We start from the raw sequence: 17,807 nt of genomic DNA on the forward strand, positions 1-17,807 counted from the left end.
TCGGGTGAGCCGCCTAGGCGCGCTCGTAGAGGCGGGCGCGGCCCTTGATCCCGGCGAAGCGGAACGGTCCCGCAGTCACCTTCGGGGTCGTGACGTCCTCGGCGCTGGAGAGCTCGGCGGCGTGGAGCGCGCGGTACGCGTCGATGGACAGCGGAACCCGGGCGTCGAGGGCCTCGGTGACGGTTAGTCGGTGCGAATGCTGTTCGTAGCCGGGGACGACGCGGGCGGTGAAGAACTCGCCGACGCTGCCCGACCCATAGCTGAACAGCCCGATGCGCTTGCCGGCAAGATCGTCATCGTGATCGAGCAGTGAGCACAGTCCTGCGTAGAGCGAAGCTGTGTAGGAGTTGCCGAGGCGCCGGTTGTACAGAGTGCTCGTGGCCAGCCCCGTATCGCGCGGGCCAGTGGCAACGGAGTTGTCGGAAGCGCCGGCAGTGGCTGAGTCCGTGGCGGCGGCCGAGTGGGCGGCAGCCGGGCCGGGACTGGCAGCAGCGGCGCCCGCGCCGGAGACACCCGGGACGATCTCCGTGTCGAGATCCTCACCGGTGAGTCCGGCGAGATGGACCTGTGCCTTCTTCGCCATCTTCGTGAACGGCTGGTGGTAGAGCACGCGGTCGATCTCGGCGATGGCCGGTCCGCCCTGTGTGGCCAGATCGGTCCACGCCCCGGTGAGCGCATCGAGGTACGCGGTGACCGACAGGGCCCCGTCGACGATCGCAGTCGTCGAATCGTTCGGGCGCCAGAAGTCATCGACATCGGCCGAGTTCAGGCCCGAGACCGGTTCGATCTCGAGCAGCTTCGGATCCGCCGAGACGAGCATCGCCACGGCACCGGCACCCTGGGTCGGTTCACCCGGAGAATCGAGGGCATAGCGGGCCACATCCGAGGCGATGACGAGCACGCGCTGACCCGGTGACCGGGTGACGATGCCGACGGCGGCCTGCAGGGCTGCCGTCGCCGAATAGCACGCTTCCTTGACCTCGACGACGCGCATCTGCGACGGCAGGTCGAGCAGCGAGTGCACGGCCATGCCGGCGGCCTTCGACTGGTCGATTCCCGATTCGGTGGCAAAGAGCATCGTGCGGATGCCCTCAGTCCCGCTGCGCTGAATGATGGGCGCGGCGGCCGCGGCGGCCATGGTCACGACATCCTCATCGGGTGCCGGGAAGCTGAACTCGTCTTGGCCGAGGCCGAGGCGGAACTTGTTCGGATCGGTGCCGTTCGCCTCGGCGAAGTCATCGAGCCTGACGACATGATGGCTCGTGGCCAGTTCGATGTCGTCGATGCCGATCGGTACAGTGCCCGCAGCAGTGTGTGATGTCATGCGGCCTCGCCGTCCTCTCGCTGAGTCTCGGCAGCGCGCTGCTCATCAGCCTTGCGTTCCATCTGACGGTGAGTGTCCATCAGCTCACCGGGGTTCGTCTGAGCGGCGAGCAGAGAGAGCTCACCGCAGAGCACGGTCGCGGCCATGAGCGCGGCCAGTCGACGCGAATTCGCTCCCGGCTCACGATCCTCCCGGCAGCCGAGACGCTCCAGCGCTTCATCGACATGCGGCAGGTCCTTGCCGTTGCCCACGGTGCCGACGATGAGGTGCGGCAGCGTCGTCGAGAAGTACAGGCCTTCGGGGCGGTTCTCCGCATAGGTGATGCCCTGCGAACCTTCGACGATGTTCGCCGCATCCTGACCGGTGGCCAGGTAGAAGGCGAGCAGCATGTTCGCATAGTGCGCGTTCGCCGAACGCAGGGCTCCGGCGATCGTCGATCCGACGAGGTTCTTGCGCACGACGAGTTCGACCATCTTCTCAGCGCTCGTGCGCAGGCGACGATCGACGACCTCGTGGGGCAGGACGATCTCGGCGACGACATTGCGTCCGCGTCCGAGGATCCCGTTGACCGCGGTGGCCTTCTTGTCCGAGCAGTAGTTGCCGGACACCGAGCCGTAGTCGAGGCCCAGCTGCCAGGACAGGATGGTGTCCATGAGCGAATCCGACGCCTGGGTGACCATATTGTGGCCCGAGGCGTCGTTGGTGCGGAAGGCGAAGCGGACGAAGAGCAGGTTCCCGACGATCTCGGGGTGGATCTCGATGAGCCGGCAGTGGCCGGATCCGGCTTCGACGACGGCTTCGAGTTCGCGGGTGCGGTGACGGATGGCCTGCGCGGCCGCCTCGGCGCCGATCGCTGATTCGGCCACGAACAGCACGGATCGGGTCATCCGCTCATCGACGATGACGGTGCGGATCCCACCCTCGATCTCACGGGAGATCGATGCCCCGCGGCCGACGGAGGGCCACAGCGGTGTCTCGTACGTTGCCAGGGGCACGGCCACCTCGGTGTGGGTGCCACTCGGCGCCAGCGCTTCGCCGCTGACCCGCAGGGGACCGACCCACGTGGTGGGGATCCCGGTGATCGTGGTCTGCTGATTCACAGCTGATTCCTCCTCGAAAGGACGTCGGATCGGTGCGAGAGCGCGGTGACGTCGATTCCGCGCAGGCGGGCGAACTCGCCGAGGCGGCCCCGCGTGAGCAGGTCCGTGGCCGTGAGGTCCGTGGACCGCTGCGCCCCGAGCAGGGCGAACAGAGCCGAGGTCTGAGTCTGCCAGGTGCGCACGAGATCGACGAGCCCGTCCGGACCGTGGTCGAGCACGGTCTGCAGGAACGTGCCGGCGACGCCGACGGCCCGAGCACCGCAGGCCAGTGCTTTCACGACATCATAGGGGTTGCGCACGCCGCCGGAGGCCAGGAGCACGCGGTTCGAGACGCCGTCGTCCATCGTCGTCTCCGTTGTCCACTCGGGTGGGGCGTCGAGCAGGCAGGCCAGGGCGGACTGGCCGAAGCCGGTGAGCATGGAGAAGTCATCGGCCGGTGAGCGATCGTTCTCGATGCGCAGGAAGTCCGTGCCTCCGGCGCCGGAGACATCGGCGTACTGGACCCCGATATCGGCGAGCAGGGTGAGCGTCCGGCGGCTGAGTCCGAATCCGACCTCCTTGACGACGACGGGCACGGGGCAGGCGGCGACGATGTCCTCGAGTCCGGACAGCCAGGTGGAGAAGTCGCGGGTGCCTTCGGGCATCGCGGTCTCCTGCACCGGATTGATGTGCAGCTGGAGGGCATCGGCGTTCAGCAGCTCGACAGCCCGTCGGGCATCATCGGCGCTGCGACCGGCACCGAGGTTGCCCATGACGAAGCCGTCCGGGTTCTCCTCGCGGATGACGGTGAAGCCCTTCGCTGCCTCGGCGTCGTCGAGGGCCACGCTCATCGATCCGCAGGCCATGGGCAGACCGGTCTCGGCGGCGGCGATGGCCAGGTCCCGGTTGATCTTCGCCGTGGTCTCCGTGCCGCCGGTCATGCCGTTGACGTAGAAGGGCGTCGGCCAGGTCCACTCGCCCAGTTCGACGCTGAGGTCGACAAGTTCGGGGTTCGTGCCCGAGAGCGCATGGTGGACGAATTCGAGGTCGTCGAAGTCGGTGCGGCGGGGGCCTTCCGTCTGCTGCGCCGAGGCGAGGCGCACGTGGTCGTCCTTGCGGGAGGCCCGTGAGGCCTTGGTCTCCGGAGTCTCAACTGATGCCGGGGTCTCAGAACTCATCGATCTCGCCTTCCTCTCGGTGGGCACCGAGGTCCAGGGGTCGGATTCCGGCGGCTTCCCAGCCGCTGAGAATGGTCTGTGCTTCGGTGTGGGGGTGAGCGAGGGCGATTCCGCAGTCACCGCCGCCGGCTCCCGAGGGCTTCGCTGCGGCCCCGTGGGTTTCGGCGATCTCGCACAGGTCGTGCAGGGCTTCGGTTTCGATGAGGCTGCCCGTGGAGTCGCTCAGTCGCCGCAGCAGGGCGCGCACGGAGCGGATCGTGGTCAGGCTGGCCTCGGCATCGTCGGCGTCGAAGGCCGCCACGAGATCGTCGACGAGCGTGTGCGACTCGGCGGCGAAGGACACGAGCGGGCGCGGTTTCTGCGCTGCCGGGGACGATTCGGAGGAGGATTCGTCCGTCCGCTCGCGCGGGGTGTGGACGCGTGTGACGAGGTGTTCGGTCGACGCCGGTGATCCGGTCCAGCCGACGAGGAGGTCGAGCGAGCTCGGTGGGGTGACCCGTCTGGCCGAGCAGCCGGCCCATTCCGAGCAGCTCATGGCGGAGACGACCCCGTGGGCCTCGCGGTGAGCGTGCAGGGCGGCACGGTCGGGGGAGGAGTAGCGGATCCAGCCGCCGAAGGTGCTCGCGGCAAGATCGCCGCCGGAGGCCTTTGTGGAGATCGCGATGGTCGCCAGGACGGCGAGTTTGAAGCGTTCGGTCAGGGTCAGCCCGAGGCGATAGAACTCATCGAGCGCGGCGATCGTCGCCACCGTCACCGCCGCTGAGGAGCCGAGACCGAACTTCCGGCCGTCCGAGTCATTGAGTTCGCTGGAGATCTCGAGATCGAAGTAGCGGGGGCTGGCGCCCCGGCCGGAGCGCAGCTCTTCGACGGTGGAGATCGCCGAGAGCACATAGTCGAAGGGGCGCTCGTCGACGATGATGTGCTCACCGTCGTCTTCGCGCCGCCACACGACGGGAGCTTGACCGTATTCGCTCGAATGGATGCGGCCGGCGCCTTCGCTCTCGGTCAGCCGGACGGTGATGCACCGGTCGACGGCGATGAGCACGGCGGGCTGTCCGGGCTCGACGACGGCGTACTCGCCGGCGATGAACAGCTTGCCGGGTGCCCGGGTCTCGATCATGCCCGGCTGCCCTCACCCGCAGCCGGGTTCACTGCGTCTGCGGGCGGGACTGCGTCGGCGGCGGTGAGCAGGTGGGCTCCCGGTCCGGGTCCGACGACGCGGACGTCGCCGAAGCCGGAGAGCTTCTCGGCCAGCGCCTCGGCGTCATGGGGGCGGACGATGACGGCGACGTTCGGGCCGGCATCGGCGGTCGAATAGGCTTCGATCCCCGACTCGCGGGCTTCGGCCACGGCGTCGAAGATCGCGTGGCTGGTCGGATTGAGGAACCGGATCGGCGGCACGGTGGACTGGATGAGTCCGTGCATGCGCAGGGCGTGGGATTCGGTGATCTCGCCGATGCGGGTGAAGTCCCCGGCCGCGCACGCGGCGACCATCTGCTCGAGGTAGTCCTCGGTCGAGGACACCCAGCCGGAGTAGAAGGGAGAGGTGGCGGCTGTCAGGCGCATCGCCTCGCGGGAGGACACGGCCTTCCTGGCCCGGTTGACGGTGACGATGATCATCCGCATATCCGGAGCGGGAACGGTTTCGGCGAAGGAGGAGGCGTCGTCGCCGGCGTGCCAGACGGCGATGCCGTCGGGAATCGAGCGGCAGGCCGACCCCGAACCGCGGCGGGCCAGCCGGCTGAGATCGCGGGGTGCGAGGTCGAGGTCGAAGGCCCCGGCGGCGGCCGTCGCCAGAGCTGCGAAGCCCGACGCCGAGGAGGCCAGACCGGCACCCGTGGGCACGGAATTGCGGGACCGGACGAGGACCCGATCATCGCGTCCGGCCAGGTCACGGACATGGTCGAGGAAGGTGGAGATGCGGTCCGTCTGACCGGCATCGGCGAGTGCGCCGTCGAGTTCGAGGACATCGGTCTCGGCGTCCGGGGCGGGCACCACGGTGGTCGTGGTCTCGAAATGGTCGAGGGTCAGCGACAGACTGCCCGCAGCGGGCAGGATGAGCTCCTCATCGGCCTTGCCCCAGTACTTGACCAGGGCGATGTTCGGGTAGGCCCGCGCCGTCGTCGTTCTCATGTCGGTCTGACCTCCGTCGTCCAGGTGCGGGGTGCTCCCGCCTTGCGCAGGGCCTCGGCGAGCTCTTCGGCCGAATCATCGTCCTCGGCCAGGGCCAGCACGCAGCCGCCGAGTCCGCCGCCGGTGAGTTTGGCGCCCCAGGCTCCGGCCGCGGTGGCGGCGTCGACGAGGGAATCGAGGGTCGGGGTCGACACACCGAGGCTGCCGAGCAGTCCATGGGCTTCGTTCATCAGCGTGCCGATCGCCCGACGATCACCGGAGCGGATGTTGTCGACGGCGGAATCGGTGATCTCGGCGAGACGGTCGATCATCCCTCCGATGCGCACGGGATCGGCGTCACGGCGGGCGCGGACCCCTCCGACCGCCTCGGCGGTGGACCCGTGATGACCGGAGTCCGCGAGGACGAAGACGAGGCGCTGACCGACGTCGATGGTCTGGGCGCACCCGGTCTGGAAGCGGATGGGGGCGGGTTTGGCCACGGCCCAGGCGTCGATTCCGCTGGGTCGGCCATGGGCGACGGTCTCGGCCGCCTGCACGATCTCGTGGAGGGTGTTCTCGTCGAAGACCGTCGCATGCAGATTCGCGACGGCGCGAGCCACGGAGGTGGCCACGGCTGCACTCGAACCCAAGCCCCGGCTGTGGGGGATCGCCGAACGGATGAGCAGCTCCACCTCGGCGTCGGGATTTCCCACGGCCTTCAGCGCGGCGTTGAGACCGGCGACGACGGGGCCCATCGGCTCCGGAGCGGTCTGCGCATTTCCGGAGAACAGCTGGCTCTCGATCCGGGTCTCCTGGTGCGGGGACCGGCGGATATCGGTCTGGACTCCGAGCCCGTGCAATGGCACTGCGACGGCCGGAGAGCCGTAGACAACCGCGTGTTCGCCGAACAGGATCGCCTTTGCGTGGGCGAAGCCCTGGGACGTGCCCTGGGCGGGTTCGGTCTGAGAGGAATTGTGCATGCAGGATGGTTTCGGAGTCTGTGGATTGATTTCACCATCATATGCCGTACCCCCTCCCATCCCGAAGACGAGGTGACGTCCGTCTCAGGTGGGTCCTGCCGAGAGGTAGTCACGTTCGGCCGGATCGGTGGTCAGGTCGAGGGCGCGCCGACGGGCGGTGGTCGCCTCGTCTGTGCGGCCGAGGCGGGTGAGCAGATGAGCCCGCAGCACCCAGGCAGGTTGGAAGGCGGAGACGCGCTTATCGTCTTGGCCGTCCGGGTCGAAGCCCAGCGCGTCGAGTGCGGCCAGTCCCGCCTCGGGGCCGTCGACCTCGGCGAGGACGGCCGCTCGGGAGACCGACCCGCCGAGACTCGGGGCTACCTGCGCGAGATCGTCGTGGAGGCGCAGCAGCATCGGCCAATCCGTGGATCCGGTGCGGATTCCGGCCATATGGAGGAGTTGGATGGCCGCCTCGAGCCCGAATCGGCCGACGTGTCCGCAGCGGTGGACCTCGACGAGGTGGCGCTCGCCCGCCTCGGTGAGAGTTCCGTCCCAGCGGCCCGGGTCTTGGTCGGACAGGGGCACGAATCGTCCGTCGCCGCTGCGACGAGCGGGGAACCGGGCGGCGGAGAGGTGGATGAGGGCGGCCAGTCCGTGGGATTCGCCGTCACCGGGGCAGAGTTCGGCCACGAGGCGGGACAGGTACAGGGCCTCGCCGATCATGCCCTCCCGTGGCTGCGCGGCCGCCTGAGCCCATTCGATGGCGAATGCCCCGTAGATCGCCTCAAACACATCGGGCAGACGGGACTCGAGGTCGAGACGGTCGGGACTGCCGAAGGCGACGCCGAGACCGGCAACGCGCTTCTTCGCCCTGGTCAGACGGGCAGAGACGGTGGCGGCGGGCAGGGCCATGGCCGCCGCGATCTGTTTTGCCGTCATCCCCATCACCGCCGAGAGCATGAGCAGCGGCCGGGCGGGAGGCTCGATGTCCGGGTGGGCGCAGGCGGCGAGGAGTTCGAGCCGGCGGTCGGGCAGAGCGTCAGGGTCGTGATGGGCAGGGTCGGTGCCGGCGTCGATGCGGTCGATCGTCTCCTCATCGAGGGCCGTCGAGGTCCGTGCCGCCGCCGATCTCCACACGTCCCGGCGGGCATTGAGAGCCACCCGGTAGAGCCAGCCCTCGGGATTCCCGGGCGGACCGTGGGCCCGCCACGCGGTCACGGCACGTTCGAGCGCCGTGGACAGCGCATCCTCGGCGCCGGAGATATCACCATCGGCGGCCGCGATGAGTGCGACGATCCTGCCCCAGCCGTCCTGGGACAGGATCATCGCGCGCTCGGCAGGATCGGCGGACTCGATCATCGGCGAGCGATCAGGAGGAGCCGTCCGGGCGGGACGGGCATTCGCCGGGTCCGGCCGGCCCGTCACCCGGTCGGGTCCAGGTGCCGTCGACGAACGAAGTCGCCGCGGGTCGGACCTCGATGGTGCCGTAGCTCGTGCCGGGGAACTTCTCGGCCCAGGCCAGGGCCGCCTCGATGTCAGGAACGTCGATGACGACGACCCCGGCCAGGGCCTCCTTCGCCGCGGCGAAGGGCCCATCCTCGATGACGACTTCTCCGGTCCTGCGGGTCACGGTCTTCGTCTCGGAGTGGGGTGCGAGCATCTCCCAGGCGACGACGACCCCGGCCGAGGTCAGCGCCTGGCCGAAGTCGTCCATGAGGCGCATCATCTCCTGGAAGTCCTCTTCGGTGGGGGCAGGGCCGTCGGCTCCGGGCTCGGGTGCGTGGAAGATCAGTGAATAGCGCATGGTTCGCTCCGTTCTGTGTGCGGCGGCCGGATTTCGGCCGCTCACAGAGAAGACGATCGAATCGACGCCGATTCGACAGCTGTGCAGAATTCTTCCACGAATCCCCTCCGCCGAGGCGGTCCCGACCCGGCCGAACCCTCAGACGAGTCCGGTGTAGACCGATCCCGGGTTGAAGATGTTGTCCGGATCGAGGGCCTGTTTGATCCGGTGGTTGAGCTCCATGACGTCCTCGCCGAGGTAGGGCGCGAGCCACGGCGCCTTGAGTCGGCCGACGCCGTGCTCACCGGTGATCGTCCCGCCCAGCCCCGTGGCCAGATCCATGACCTCGCCGTAGGCGATCTGCGCGCGCTTCTGCTGTTCCTCATCCTTGGGATCGAGGACGAGCAGCGGATGCGTGTTGCCGTCGCCGGCGTGCGCGATGACGGCGATCGTCACCTTGCGTTCGGCCGCGATCTTCTCGATGCCGAGGACCAGGTCGCCGAGCTTCGGCAGCGGAACCCCGACGTCCTCGAGCAGCAGAGCACCCTTCTTCTCCACGGCCGGGATCGCGATCCGGCGGGCCGTGACGAAGGCTTCGCCCTCGTCGGGGTCGGCAGTGAGATAGCACTCTGAGGCAGAGTTGCTGTTGCAGATCTCCTCGATGATCTTCGCCTGCACAGTGCAGTGCTCGCCGGGTTCGTCGGACTGGATGACGAGCATGCCTTCGGCCTCACGGTCGAGCCCCATCTTCAGCTCATCCTCGACGGCGTTGATCGAGGGCTTGTCCATGAACTCGAGCATCGAGGGTCGCATGGCCTTCGCGATCTCGAGCACGGCGTTCGTGGCATCGGCGAGCCTCGGGAACATCGCGACGACAGTCGTCGGGGGCAACTGGGCGGGAATGAGCCGCAGGGTCACCTCGGTGATCACGCCCAAGGTCCCCTCGGAACCGACGAAGAGCTTCGTCAGCGGCAGACCCGCGACGTCCTTGAGCCTCGGGCCGCCGAGTTTGACCGCCCGTCCATCGGCGAGGACGACGGTCATGCCGAGGACATAGTCCGTTGTCACACCGTATTTCACGCAGCACAGGCCGCCGGCGTTCGTGGCGATGTTGCCGCCGATGGAGCAGAACTCGAAGGACGAGGGGTCCGGCGGGTACCACAGGCCGTGTTCGGCCGCGGCGGCCTTGACCTCGGCATTGAAGGCGCCCGGCTGGACCGTGGCCATGCGGGTGACGGGATCGATGCTGATCTCGCGCATCTTGTCCAGGGACAGCACGATTCCGCCGGCGATCGCGGAGCTGCCGCCCGATAGGCCGGATCCGGCGCCGCGGGGCACGATCGGGACCTTCGCCTCGGCGGCGATGCGCACCACCGTCTGCACCTCCTCGGTGGTTCTCACCCGGACCACGGCGGCAGGCACCCCGGCATCGGGGTCGTTCGCACGGTCCCAGCGGTAGGCGTCCATCGAATCGGGATCGGTGATGACGGCTTCGGCCGGCAGAGCGGAGGTGAGGGAGGAGACAACGTCCATGTTGTGTGTCTGACCTTTCGAGCGGAGTTCGGCACCCGGAGTTCGCTCTCGACGTTACCAGGATCACGTTCGCCGCAGGCGGCCAGGGCCAGGGTGCGGACAGGCGAGCGGGAGATCGTCCGAGCGACTGTCCGAGCGGGCCCGCGGCGTAGGCTGGATCCATGACCTCCGCCCCCGCTCAGCGGCCTGCCGCCTGCGTGCTCGGAGCCGTGCCCGGAACCGGGTTCGAGGGGCAGCGGATCGGGATCGTCGACCTCGACAGCGCGGGTGAGGAAATCGGTCGGATCGACCTCGCCGAGGCGGACCTGCCCGATTTCGTCCGTGACCGTGAGGACGGGGCCGGGGGAGATCCGAGCGAGCCGGGCGCGGCCCGCCCTCGCTGGGTCCTCAGCGATACCGCGAAATGGTGCCCGCCGCTGTTGGCCGCCGGGGCGAGTCTTGAGCGCTGCCATGATCTGCGTCTGGCCCACGCGATCCTCGCCCGCTCCGAACTCGTCACCGCACCGGAGGCGGTGCGTACCGCCTCCGAATGGGACGCCGCGCCCGCTGACGCCGCCGCACCCGAACAGGCGGCCGCTCTCTTCGACGTCGATGCCGGGCGCGGATTCATCCCACAGGTTCCGCACGATCTCGAGGCGGCTCTGGCCGAATATGCCCGTCAGACCGCGGCGATCGAGACCGCGAGCGATCCGGGACGCCTGAGGCTGCTGCTCGCAGCCGAATCGGCGGGAGGACTCGTCGCCGCAGAGATGCGCGCGGCAGGCGTGCCCTGGGACGAAGCCGAACATGATCGGATACTGACCGAACTGCTCGGTCCCCGGCCGATCCGCGACGGGAAGCCTCAGAAGATGCTGGCCAAGGCCGAGGAGGTCCGCGCGGCCCTTGAGGATCCGCGGGTCAACCTCGATTCGCCGAACCGGCTGCTCGCGTCGCTGCGCAATGCCGGCATCAACGTCGCCTCGACCTCGAAATGGGAGCTGCAGACGAGCGAACATCCGGCGATCGCGCCCCTGCTCGAGTACAAGAAGATGGCCCGACTGCTGTCGGCCAACGGCTGGCACTGGCTCGACGAATGGGTTGATGACGGACGGTACCGACCCGTGTACGTGCCCGGCGGGGTCGTCACCGGCAGGTGGGCGGCCAGCGGGGGAGGGGCCCTGCAGATCCCGCGGCAGCTGCGTCCGGCCCTGCGTGCCGACGAGGGATGGCGGCTCGTCTCCGCCGATGTCGCCCAGCTCGAACCCCGGGCGCTCGCCGCCATGTCCGGAGACCGGGCGATGGCCGCGGCCGGATTCGGCCGCGATCTCTACTCCGGGCTCGTCGACGCCGGCGTCGTGGCCACCCGGCAGGAGGCGAAGATCGCGGTGCTCGGGGCGATGTACGGATCGACGACTGGGGAGGCCGGAGCCCTGGTGCCGCGTCTGCGGCAGAATTTCCCCGCCGCCATGCACCTCGTCGATTCCGCCGCCGAGGCGGGACGACAGGGAGGAGTCGTATCCACCTGGTTGGGACGGACCTCCCCGCCGCCCGGCGAGGGGTGGCAGAGACTGCAGAGGGCCGCGAACCGCTTCGATGCCACCGGTGCCGATGAACAGCGGGCCCGGCGGGCCGCCGGTGACCAGGGACGGTTCACCCGCAATTTCGTCGTTCAGGGCACAGCGGCCGAATGGGCGCTGGCCTGGCTGGCCGACCTGCGGCTGCGCCTGGCGCGGCTGCCGGAGATCGAGGACACATCTGAGGCGGCCGCCTCGGGGCCGGTGTTCTCCCGCCGTGCTCACCTCGTGTTCTTCCTCCACGATGAGGTCATCGTCCATGCCCCGACCGAGCAGGCCGAGGAGGCGGCGGAGGCGATCAGGGCGGCGGCCGCCTCGGCGGGTCGACTGCTGTTCGGGGATGCCCCCGTCGATTTCCCCCTCGATCTGAGCATCGGTGAGCGCGCGATCAAGGACTGAGCCGTTCGATGGGGCCGAATGAAGGACTGAGGCGTTCGATGGGCCCGAATGAGGGACTGAGCGGATCTACGAAGAATAAGTCCATGTGCATGGAATAGACTGCGAGCCGCAAGCGCTGGACGATGTGGCCCAGCAACGGATACGCAAGTCCAAGGAGATCACATGAGCATCAGCGTCAAGGCACTGCAGAAGACGGGAGCGGATCAGCCGTTCCGCGTGGCCACGATCGAACGCCGGGATCCCCGACCCGATGACGTCGTCATCGACATCAAGGCCGCAGGCATCTGCCACAGCGACATCCACACCATCCGCAACGAATGGGGCGAAGCGCACTTCCCGCTCACCGTCGGCCACGAGATCGCCGGCGTCGTCGAGGCCGTCGGTTCCGATGTCACCGATTGGAAGGTCGGCGACCGCGTGGGCGTGGGCTGCATGGTGAACTCGTGCGGCGAGTGCGAGGAATGCCGGGCCGGTCAGGAGCAGAACTGCCTGAACGGCAACGTCGGCACGTACAACGTCGAAGACGTCGACGGCACGATCACCCAGGGCGGATACGCGCAGAAGGTCGTCGTCAACGAACGCTTCGTCTGCCGGATCCCCGATGCGCTCGACTTCGACGTCGCCGCCCCGCTGCTGTGCGCGGGCATCACCACCTACGCACCGCTCAACCGCTGGGGCGCCGGTGAGAAGAAGAACGGAGCTCCCAAGCAGGTCGCCGTGCTCGGACTCGGCGGACTCGGCCACATGGGCGTGCAGATCGCCGCAGCCATGGGCGCCGAGGTCACCGTTCTGTCCCGCACGCTGAAGAAGGAAGCCGCGGCGCTGGAACTCGGTGCGAAGCGGATGCTCGCCACCACCGACGAGAACTTCTTCTCCGACCATGCCGGCGAGTTTGACCTCATCCTCAACACGATCAGCGCCGATATCCCCGTCAACCGCTACCTGCGACTGCTGGGGCCGCGCGGGGTCATGACCGTCGTCGGTCTGCCGCCGGAGAAGCAGGAGTTCTCCTTCGGTGCCGTCATCGGCGGGGCCAAGGCCATCGCCGGATCGAACATCGGCGGCATCGCCGAGACCCAGGAAATGCTCGACTTCTGCGCCGAACACGGCATCGCCGCGAAGATCGAGACGATCCCCGTCACCGAGGCGGACGCCGCCTACGACCGAGTCGTGGCCGGAGACGTGCAGTTCCGCGTCGTCATCGACACCGCGAGCTTCGATGACGTCGAGGCCGTCGCCTGATCCGCCTCGTCTGATCCGCCTCGTCCGAATCCCGGGCGTGAGACCGCAAGGGTCGAGGGATTCCCGCAATCGATGCGGGAATCCCTCGACCCTCATGCTGCAGGCGGGCACAATGAGACCGGGTCGAGGAACAGGGGAACGATGACGGGCACGAGGCGACAGCTGCGGACGGTGCCCCTGGCGCTGCTCATCCTCTACACGGTCTTCATCGGCCTCGTCACGCTCACACCCAACCAGATGGACACAGGCCCCGGCTCGTTCATCGCAGGACTGCTCGAGTTCCTCGCCTCCCACCGGATGACCGCATGGATCAGCTTTGACATCCTCGAGAAGCTCGCGAACGTCGGAATGTTCATTCCCTTCGGCCTGCTTGTGGCCCTCCAGTGCGGCCGCAGCCGCTGGTGGGTCGGCTGGGTCGCGGGCATCGCCTTCACGTGCCTCATCGAGGGCACTCAGGCGACCCTGCTCTCACCTACGCGCTTCGCCACGATCAGCGATCTCGTCACGAACAGCCTCGGTGCCGGCATCGGGGCTGTGGCCGGACTCCTCGTCATGAGGATCTGGCCGCCGAGGATGGACGTCGTTCCCGTCGACCATGAGGTTCGTTGACAGATCGTGAGGTCCGGTGAGAGCCGGGTCATATCCGCATCTGAGGATGTGCCCAGGATTCGGTCGTAAGTTGGGCGGTGATGACCGATCGTGATCAGCGCACAGTCGGTGCGCCGCTGGCTCTTCTCGTCCTCTACACACTCTTCATCGCCGCCATCACGCTGACCCCGCAGCAGATGGGCACCGGCCCGGACACTCTCATCGGGCACGCACTCGACCTCTTCGCCGCTCACCGGGAGACCGCCTGGCTGACCTATGAACGGGTCGAGAAGCTCGGCAATGTGGCGATGTTCATTCCCTTCGGATTCCTCGCGGCCCTGCACTTCGGGCGCCGACGGTGGTGGCTCGGATTCCTTTTCGGCGCGGGTTTCAGCGCCGCCATCGAGATCTTCCAAGGCACCGTGCTCACTCAGTCCCGCTTCGCCACGCTCAGCGATCTCGTCACGAACACCCTCGGCGCCGGCATCGGCGCAATCCTCGGCCTGTGCTGCCTGGCCGCATGGCCGAAACGGTCGACGAGGCGGAAATCCGAAAAGGAGCTCGCGCCGGTGTAGGTCCGATCACGTCGGTCCAAGGCCCTGGTTGTCCGCCGGTCTTCCAGTCGTCCTATCGGTGACCGCTCGATCTCCCGGCCCTCAGCCGTCCTCGGCTTCTTCGAGGGCCGCGATGCACCGGCCGAGCGCCTCGGTGACCATCGTCCGAGTCTCATCATCGAGCGGCGAGACCATGCGAGCGGAGACCGCCTCGACGCGGGAGACGGCCTGATCGAGCACCTCAAGTCCCGCCGAGGTGAGACGTGTGGGCAGGACTCGACCGGATTCGGCCGTGGCCGGCCTCGTGATCAGTCCCCGTTCCTGGAGGCCGCGCACCAGCGTATTCATCGTCTGCCGGGTGACGAAGGCGCCGCGCGCGAGCTCGGAATTCGACGCCCCCGGCCTCCGGCGCAGCTGCTCGAGGCAGTTGTACTGCGGGGTGGTCAGCTCCAGCGGCCGCAGCGTCTCGTCCATCTTCGACCGCAGCTCCGACTGCAGATGCTTGAGTTGATAGCCGAGCAGCGACTCGAGTTCCACCGGCTCTTCGCAGGTTCCCGCATTGTGATCCTCTGACCCTTGACTCATGTAAGTATTCTGACATACATTTATCGATGTCAGGATACTGACATGTGACAAAGGCGGCTCTCCATGAAAGGGAGGGATGCCGAGAGAAGGGAACGAACATGAATGCATCGACGACCGATACAGTGAAAGCCGGCACCACGAGCACCGAGGAGACCGGCACCGTGAGCGGTCCGGACTTCATCGCCTTGCAGGTCCGAGACGTGGAAGCGGCCGCACAGTTCTACGAATCGCGACTCGGACTCACCCGTGCCCCGGTTGCTCCTCCCGGAGCGGTCGTCTTCACGACTTCGCCGATCCCCTTCGCCGTGCGCGAACCGCTGCCCGGCGTCGACCTCGACTCCGGCGACCGTCCGGGAAACGGGGTGGCACTGTGGCTGAGGTGCGATGATGCTCAGGCGCTGCACGATTCCCTCGCCGAGGCGGGGGTGGAGATCCTCCGGGCGCCCGCTCCCAGCCCCTTCGGGCTGACCTTCGCCTTCGCCGATCCCGACGGCTATGCGGTGACCCTGCACGACGCAGGGTGATTACTCGAACGAGTCGACGATCTTCTTGATCCGTCTGTTCCGCGTCTCCTCGGCCTTCGCCGAGGTCACCTGCCGCACATGCTCCTTGCGCTTCGACGGTGCGAGCGCATCGAACGCCGCGCGGACACCGGCGGCGGCGAGCGCCTCGGCGAGGGAATCGGGAACCGGGGTCTCCCGGTTCGAGGTGTCGTGTGTCAGCGTCACCTCGTGGGTCTCACCGCCGGCGACGCCGATCTTCTTCCGGTGTTCCTTGGCGAGCGGGAGCAGGTACTTCCCACCCATCACCGCGGTCGTCGAGGGATAGGAATAGCCTTCGATCGTGACGATGACCGGGACCCGCTTGCCCACGCCGAAGCCGAGCACGATGTCCTCGGGAACTTCGATGCCGACGTTGTTGCCGAGTTTCAGGAGTTCAGTGGTGAACGTGACCATGCGGCCTCCTCGGTGAGTGGATGGTCTTGACCGAGCGTAGGCCGATCAGTCCTCGTCGACAAGGTCGGGAGCGGTTTCGGCGGTCGAGAAGGTCGGCCACCAGCAGCGCACGTGCTTGGCGTAGTCGCGGTATTCGTCGCCGAAGCGCTCCAGGAGGTCGGTCTCCTCGTGGGGGCGGATGAGCCAGTTCCACAGAAGTGAGCCGATGAGCGCGTACACGACGACGAGCCACGAACCGATGAGCAGACCCATCGCCATGCCCTGGACGACGCCGGCGATGGCCATCGGATTGCGGACGAAGGCGTAGGGGCCGCGGGCGACGAGGTGGTGGGCCATCTGCGAGGGCAGCGGGGTGCCGGAGCCGAAGTTCGCGATCGCGCGGGCCGACCAGACGCCGATGACGCTGGAGATGGCGAGCAGGGCGAAACCGACGACGACCAGGAGGATCGGGAACTTGTAGGCGAGGTTCCAGCGGTCTTCGAAGGCATTGATGATGACCGGGATGATGATGAGGAAGACGCCCCAGAACACGACGATCTGGATGGTGGTCCGCATCAGCAGGCGGGACCGGATGCGGGTATGCGAACTGTGGAACGCGAAGGGCCCGACCAGGAGCTTCTCGGACGGGATGCGGCCGACGATCATGAGCACACCGGCAAGAAGGCTGCCGAGTGCGGCGAGGATCATGAGGACGGCGCCGAGCCCCGCCTCGGTGGTGGCGGTTGCGTAGATGACCATGCCCAGCGCCACGAGCACGGTCCACCCGGTGGCGATCCACACCGCCCAGCGGAAGTTGAGCGCGGCCAGGGCAGAACCGATGACGAACAGCGGAATGTCGACGATCGCGATGAGCAGCGGGTCGATGCTGCCGAGAGTCGCGGTCGCCACCCCGGGAATCATCGCGGTGCCCAGCCACCATGCCGCTCCGGCGAGGGCCTGGAGGGCGAAGTACATGCGGCCGTGGAAGATGCGCAGTCGTTTCTTCGGTTTGTTCACTTCGGTGAGATGTCGATTCATGTGTGCACCGTCCCGCGGATGCAGATGGAAGTGTCTCCGCCGACCCAGATCTCGTCGTCCTCGGCGGTGATGGAGATGACTCCGGAGCGGCCGAGCGCGGTTCCCTGGGTCGCAGTATAGCTGTTCGGGGCCAGGTTCTCACCGATGAGCCATTGGGCGACGGAGGCGTTGAGGCTGCCGGTCACCGGATCCTCGGCGACGCCGACTCCCGGCACGAAGGCGCGGATCTCGTACTCGTGTTCTGCCCCGTCCGGGTGGGCGCCGAGGACGCCGAGCTTCGCATCGGGGATGGCCGAGAAGTCCGGGGTGAGCGCGAGCACCTGGTCGGCGCTGGACAGTCGCACGGCCGCCCAACCGGGGCCGTTGTCGGCCCACTGGTGTCCGATGATCTCGGCACGATCGACGCCGAGGGCGACCGCGATCTGGTCGACGTAGGCATCGTCGAGCCGTCCCGAGCGCAGTCGATCGGGGGCGGCGAAGGCGAGGGTCTCGGAGGATCCGCTGGTCGGGTCGGTGGGGCTGTCCGGGTCGGTCGGGCCGCTTCGGCGAGGGGATCTGCGGATGTCGACGAGGCCGGCACCGCACTCCTGGACGATACGGTCCTCGTGCTTCGGGGCGCCGCCGGCGTCGAGCCAGGCCGCGGCCGAACCGAGCGTGGGGTGGCCGGCGAAGGGCAGTTCTCGATGCGGGGTGAAGATGCGCAGACGGTAGTCGGCGGTGGGGTCGTCGGGCGGGAGGATGAAGGTGGTCTCGGACAGGTTCGTCCAGTTCGCGATGCGGGCCATCTGCTCCTCATCGAGGCCATCGGCGTCGACGATGACCGCGACGGGGTTGCCGTGGAAGGGCACGGCAGAGAAGACATCGACCTGGGCGAAACGACGGTGCTGTGACAATGACACTCCTTCGCGAGTTGCGGACCACGCTGCGAGCGGGGGATTGCGCGGG

At 67.8% G+C, this 17,807-nt stretch carries 18 protein-coding genes; 5 read left to right on the forward strand and 13 right to left on the reverse strand.

Annotation, left to right across the window (positions count from 1 at the left end):
• Positions 1-13 precede the first annotated feature (13 nt).
• The 9 genes from ACVZTU_RS00305 to ACVZTU_RS00345 form a co-directional block, all read right to left on the reverse strand.
• Positions 14-1,324, reverse strand: coding sequence for a hydroxymethylglutaryl-CoA synthase family protein (locus ACVZTU_RS00305; RefSeq protein ID WP_482401079.1), 1,311 nt, complete (start codon positions 1,322-1,324; stop codon positions 14-16).
• Complete coding sequence (locus tag ACVZTU_RS00310) at positions 1,321-2,424, reverse strand: hydroxymethylglutaryl-CoA reductase (protein ID WP_139467652.1); 1,104 nt, start codon at positions 2,422-2,424, stop codon at positions 1,321-1,323. The genes ACVZTU_RS00305 and ACVZTU_RS00310 overlap by 4 nt, the downstream gene beginning before the upstream one ends.
• Positions 2,421-3,581 carry a type 2 isopentenyl-diphosphate Delta-isomerase gene (fni, locus tag ACVZTU_RS00315; protein WP_139467653.1) on the reverse strand — a complete coding sequence of 387 codons (1,161 nt, stop codon included), beginning with the start codon at positions 3,579-3,581 and terminating at the stop codon, positions 2,421-2,423. The genes ACVZTU_RS00310 and fni overlap by 4 nt, the downstream gene beginning before the upstream one ends.
• Positions 3,571-4,701 carry a phosphomevalonate kinase gene (locus ACVZTU_RS00320; RefSeq protein ID WP_482401080.1) on the reverse strand — a complete coding sequence of 377 codons (1,131 nt, stop codon included), beginning with the start codon at positions 4,699-4,701 and terminating at the stop codon, positions 3,571-3,573. The genes fni and ACVZTU_RS00320 overlap by 11 nt, the downstream gene beginning before the upstream one ends.
• Positions 4,698-5,714, reverse strand: coding sequence for a diphosphomevalonate decarboxylase (gene mvaD, locus ACVZTU_RS00325; protein WP_139909586.1), 1,017 nt, complete (start codon positions 5,712-5,714; stop codon positions 4,698-4,700). Before mvaD ends, ACVZTU_RS00320 begins: the two co-directional genes overlap by 4 nt.
• A complete protein-coding gene (gene mvk / locus ACVZTU_RS00330; RefSeq protein WP_482401081.1) occupies positions 5,711-6,673 on the reverse strand; it encodes a mevalonate kinase in 963 nt (320 codons plus the stop codon). Before mvk ends, mvaD begins: the two co-directional genes overlap by 4 nt.
• An 84-nt stretch (positions 6,674-6,757) precedes the next feature.
• Positions 6,758-8,011, reverse strand: coding sequence for an RNA polymerase sigma factor (locus ACVZTU_RS00335; RefSeq protein ID WP_482401082.1), 1,254 nt, complete (start codon positions 8,009-8,011; stop codon positions 6,758-6,760).
• A 10-nt stretch (positions 8,012-8,021) separates the two neighbouring features.
• Positions 8,022-8,456, reverse strand: coding sequence for a YciI family protein (locus tag ACVZTU_RS00340; protein ID WP_482401083.1), 435 nt, complete (start codon positions 8,454-8,456; stop codon positions 8,022-8,024).
• 138 nt (positions 8,457-8,594) lie between these two features.
• On the reverse strand, positions 8,595-9,968 hold the full coding sequence (locus ACVZTU_RS00345; RefSeq protein ID WP_259358063.1) for an FAD-binding oxidoreductase: 1,374 nt from the start codon (positions 9,966-9,968) through the stop codon (positions 8,595-8,597).
• Between the two features lie 161 nt (positions 9,969-10,129).
• On the opposite strand from ACVZTU_RS00345, the gene ACVZTU_RS00350 reads away from it, so the two are divergent.
• The 4 genes from ACVZTU_RS00350 (at position 10,130) to ACVZTU_RS00365 (ending at position 14,325) form a co-directional block, all read left to right on the forward strand.
• A complete protein-coding gene (locus tag ACVZTU_RS00350) occupies positions 10,130-11,920 on the forward strand; it encodes a bifunctional 3'-5' exonuclease/DNA polymerase (RefSeq protein WP_482401084.1) in 1,791 nt (596 codons plus the stop codon).
• Positions 11,921-12,082: 162 nt separating this feature from the next.
• Positions 12,083-13,162: an NAD(P)-dependent alcohol dehydrogenase gene (locus ACVZTU_RS00355; protein WP_482401085.1), complete on the forward strand. Its 1,080-nt coding sequence runs from the start codon at positions 12,083-12,085 to the stop codon at positions 13,160-13,162.
• A gap of 141 nt (positions 13,163-13,303) precedes the next feature.
• Complete coding sequence (locus tag ACVZTU_RS00360; protein WP_482401086.1) at positions 13,304-13,771, forward strand: VanZ family protein; 468 nt, start codon at positions 13,304-13,306, stop codon at positions 13,769-13,771.
• A gap of 80 nt (positions 13,772-13,851) precedes the next feature.
• Positions 13,852-14,325 carry a VanZ family protein gene (locus ACVZTU_RS00365; protein ID WP_139467661.1) on the forward strand — a complete coding sequence of 158 codons (474 nt, stop codon included), beginning with the start codon at positions 13,852-13,854 and terminating at the stop codon, positions 14,323-14,325.
• An 81-nt stretch (positions 14,326-14,406) separates the two neighbouring features.
• On the opposite strand, the gene ACVZTU_RS00370 is transcribed toward ACVZTU_RS00365, so the two are convergent.
• Positions 14,407-14,889, reverse strand: a complete 483-nt coding sequence (locus ACVZTU_RS00370) for a MarR family winged helix-turn-helix transcriptional regulator (RefSeq protein WP_139467662.1) — start codon at positions 14,887-14,889, stop codon at positions 14,407-14,409.
• A gap of 98 nt (positions 14,890-14,987) precedes the next feature.
• On the opposite strand from ACVZTU_RS00370, the gene ACVZTU_RS00375 reads away from it, so the two are divergent.
• Positions 14,988-15,413: a VOC family protein gene (locus ACVZTU_RS00375; protein WP_482401087.1), complete on the forward strand. Its 426-nt coding sequence runs from the start codon at positions 14,988-14,990 to the stop codon at positions 15,411-15,413.
• Here the strand turns inward: ACVZTU_RS00375 and ACVZTU_RS00380 are convergent, their stop codons facing one another.
• The 3 genes from ACVZTU_RS00380 to ACVZTU_RS00390 are packed head-to-tail and all read right to left on the reverse strand — an operon-like array spanning position 15,414 to position 17,755.
• Positions 15,414-15,845, reverse strand: a complete 432-nt coding sequence (locus tag ACVZTU_RS00380; protein ID WP_482401088.1) for a YdeI/OmpD-associated family protein — start codon at positions 15,843-15,845, stop codon at positions 15,414-15,416.
• Between the two features lie 45 nt (positions 15,846-15,890).
• Complete coding sequence (locus tag ACVZTU_RS00385) at positions 15,891-16,862, reverse strand: methyltransferase family protein (protein WP_482401089.1); 972 nt, start codon at positions 16,860-16,862, stop codon at positions 15,891-15,893.
• On the reverse strand, positions 16,859-17,755 hold the full coding sequence (locus ACVZTU_RS00390; RefSeq protein ID WP_482401090.1) for a PhzF family phenazine biosynthesis protein: 897 nt from the start codon (positions 17,753-17,755) through the stop codon (positions 16,859-16,861). The genes ACVZTU_RS00385 and ACVZTU_RS00390 overlap by 4 nt, the downstream gene beginning before the upstream one ends.
• Positions 17,756-17,807 lie beyond the last annotated feature (52 nt).

This window comes from Brevibacterium sp. OS20, assembly GCF_056837565.1.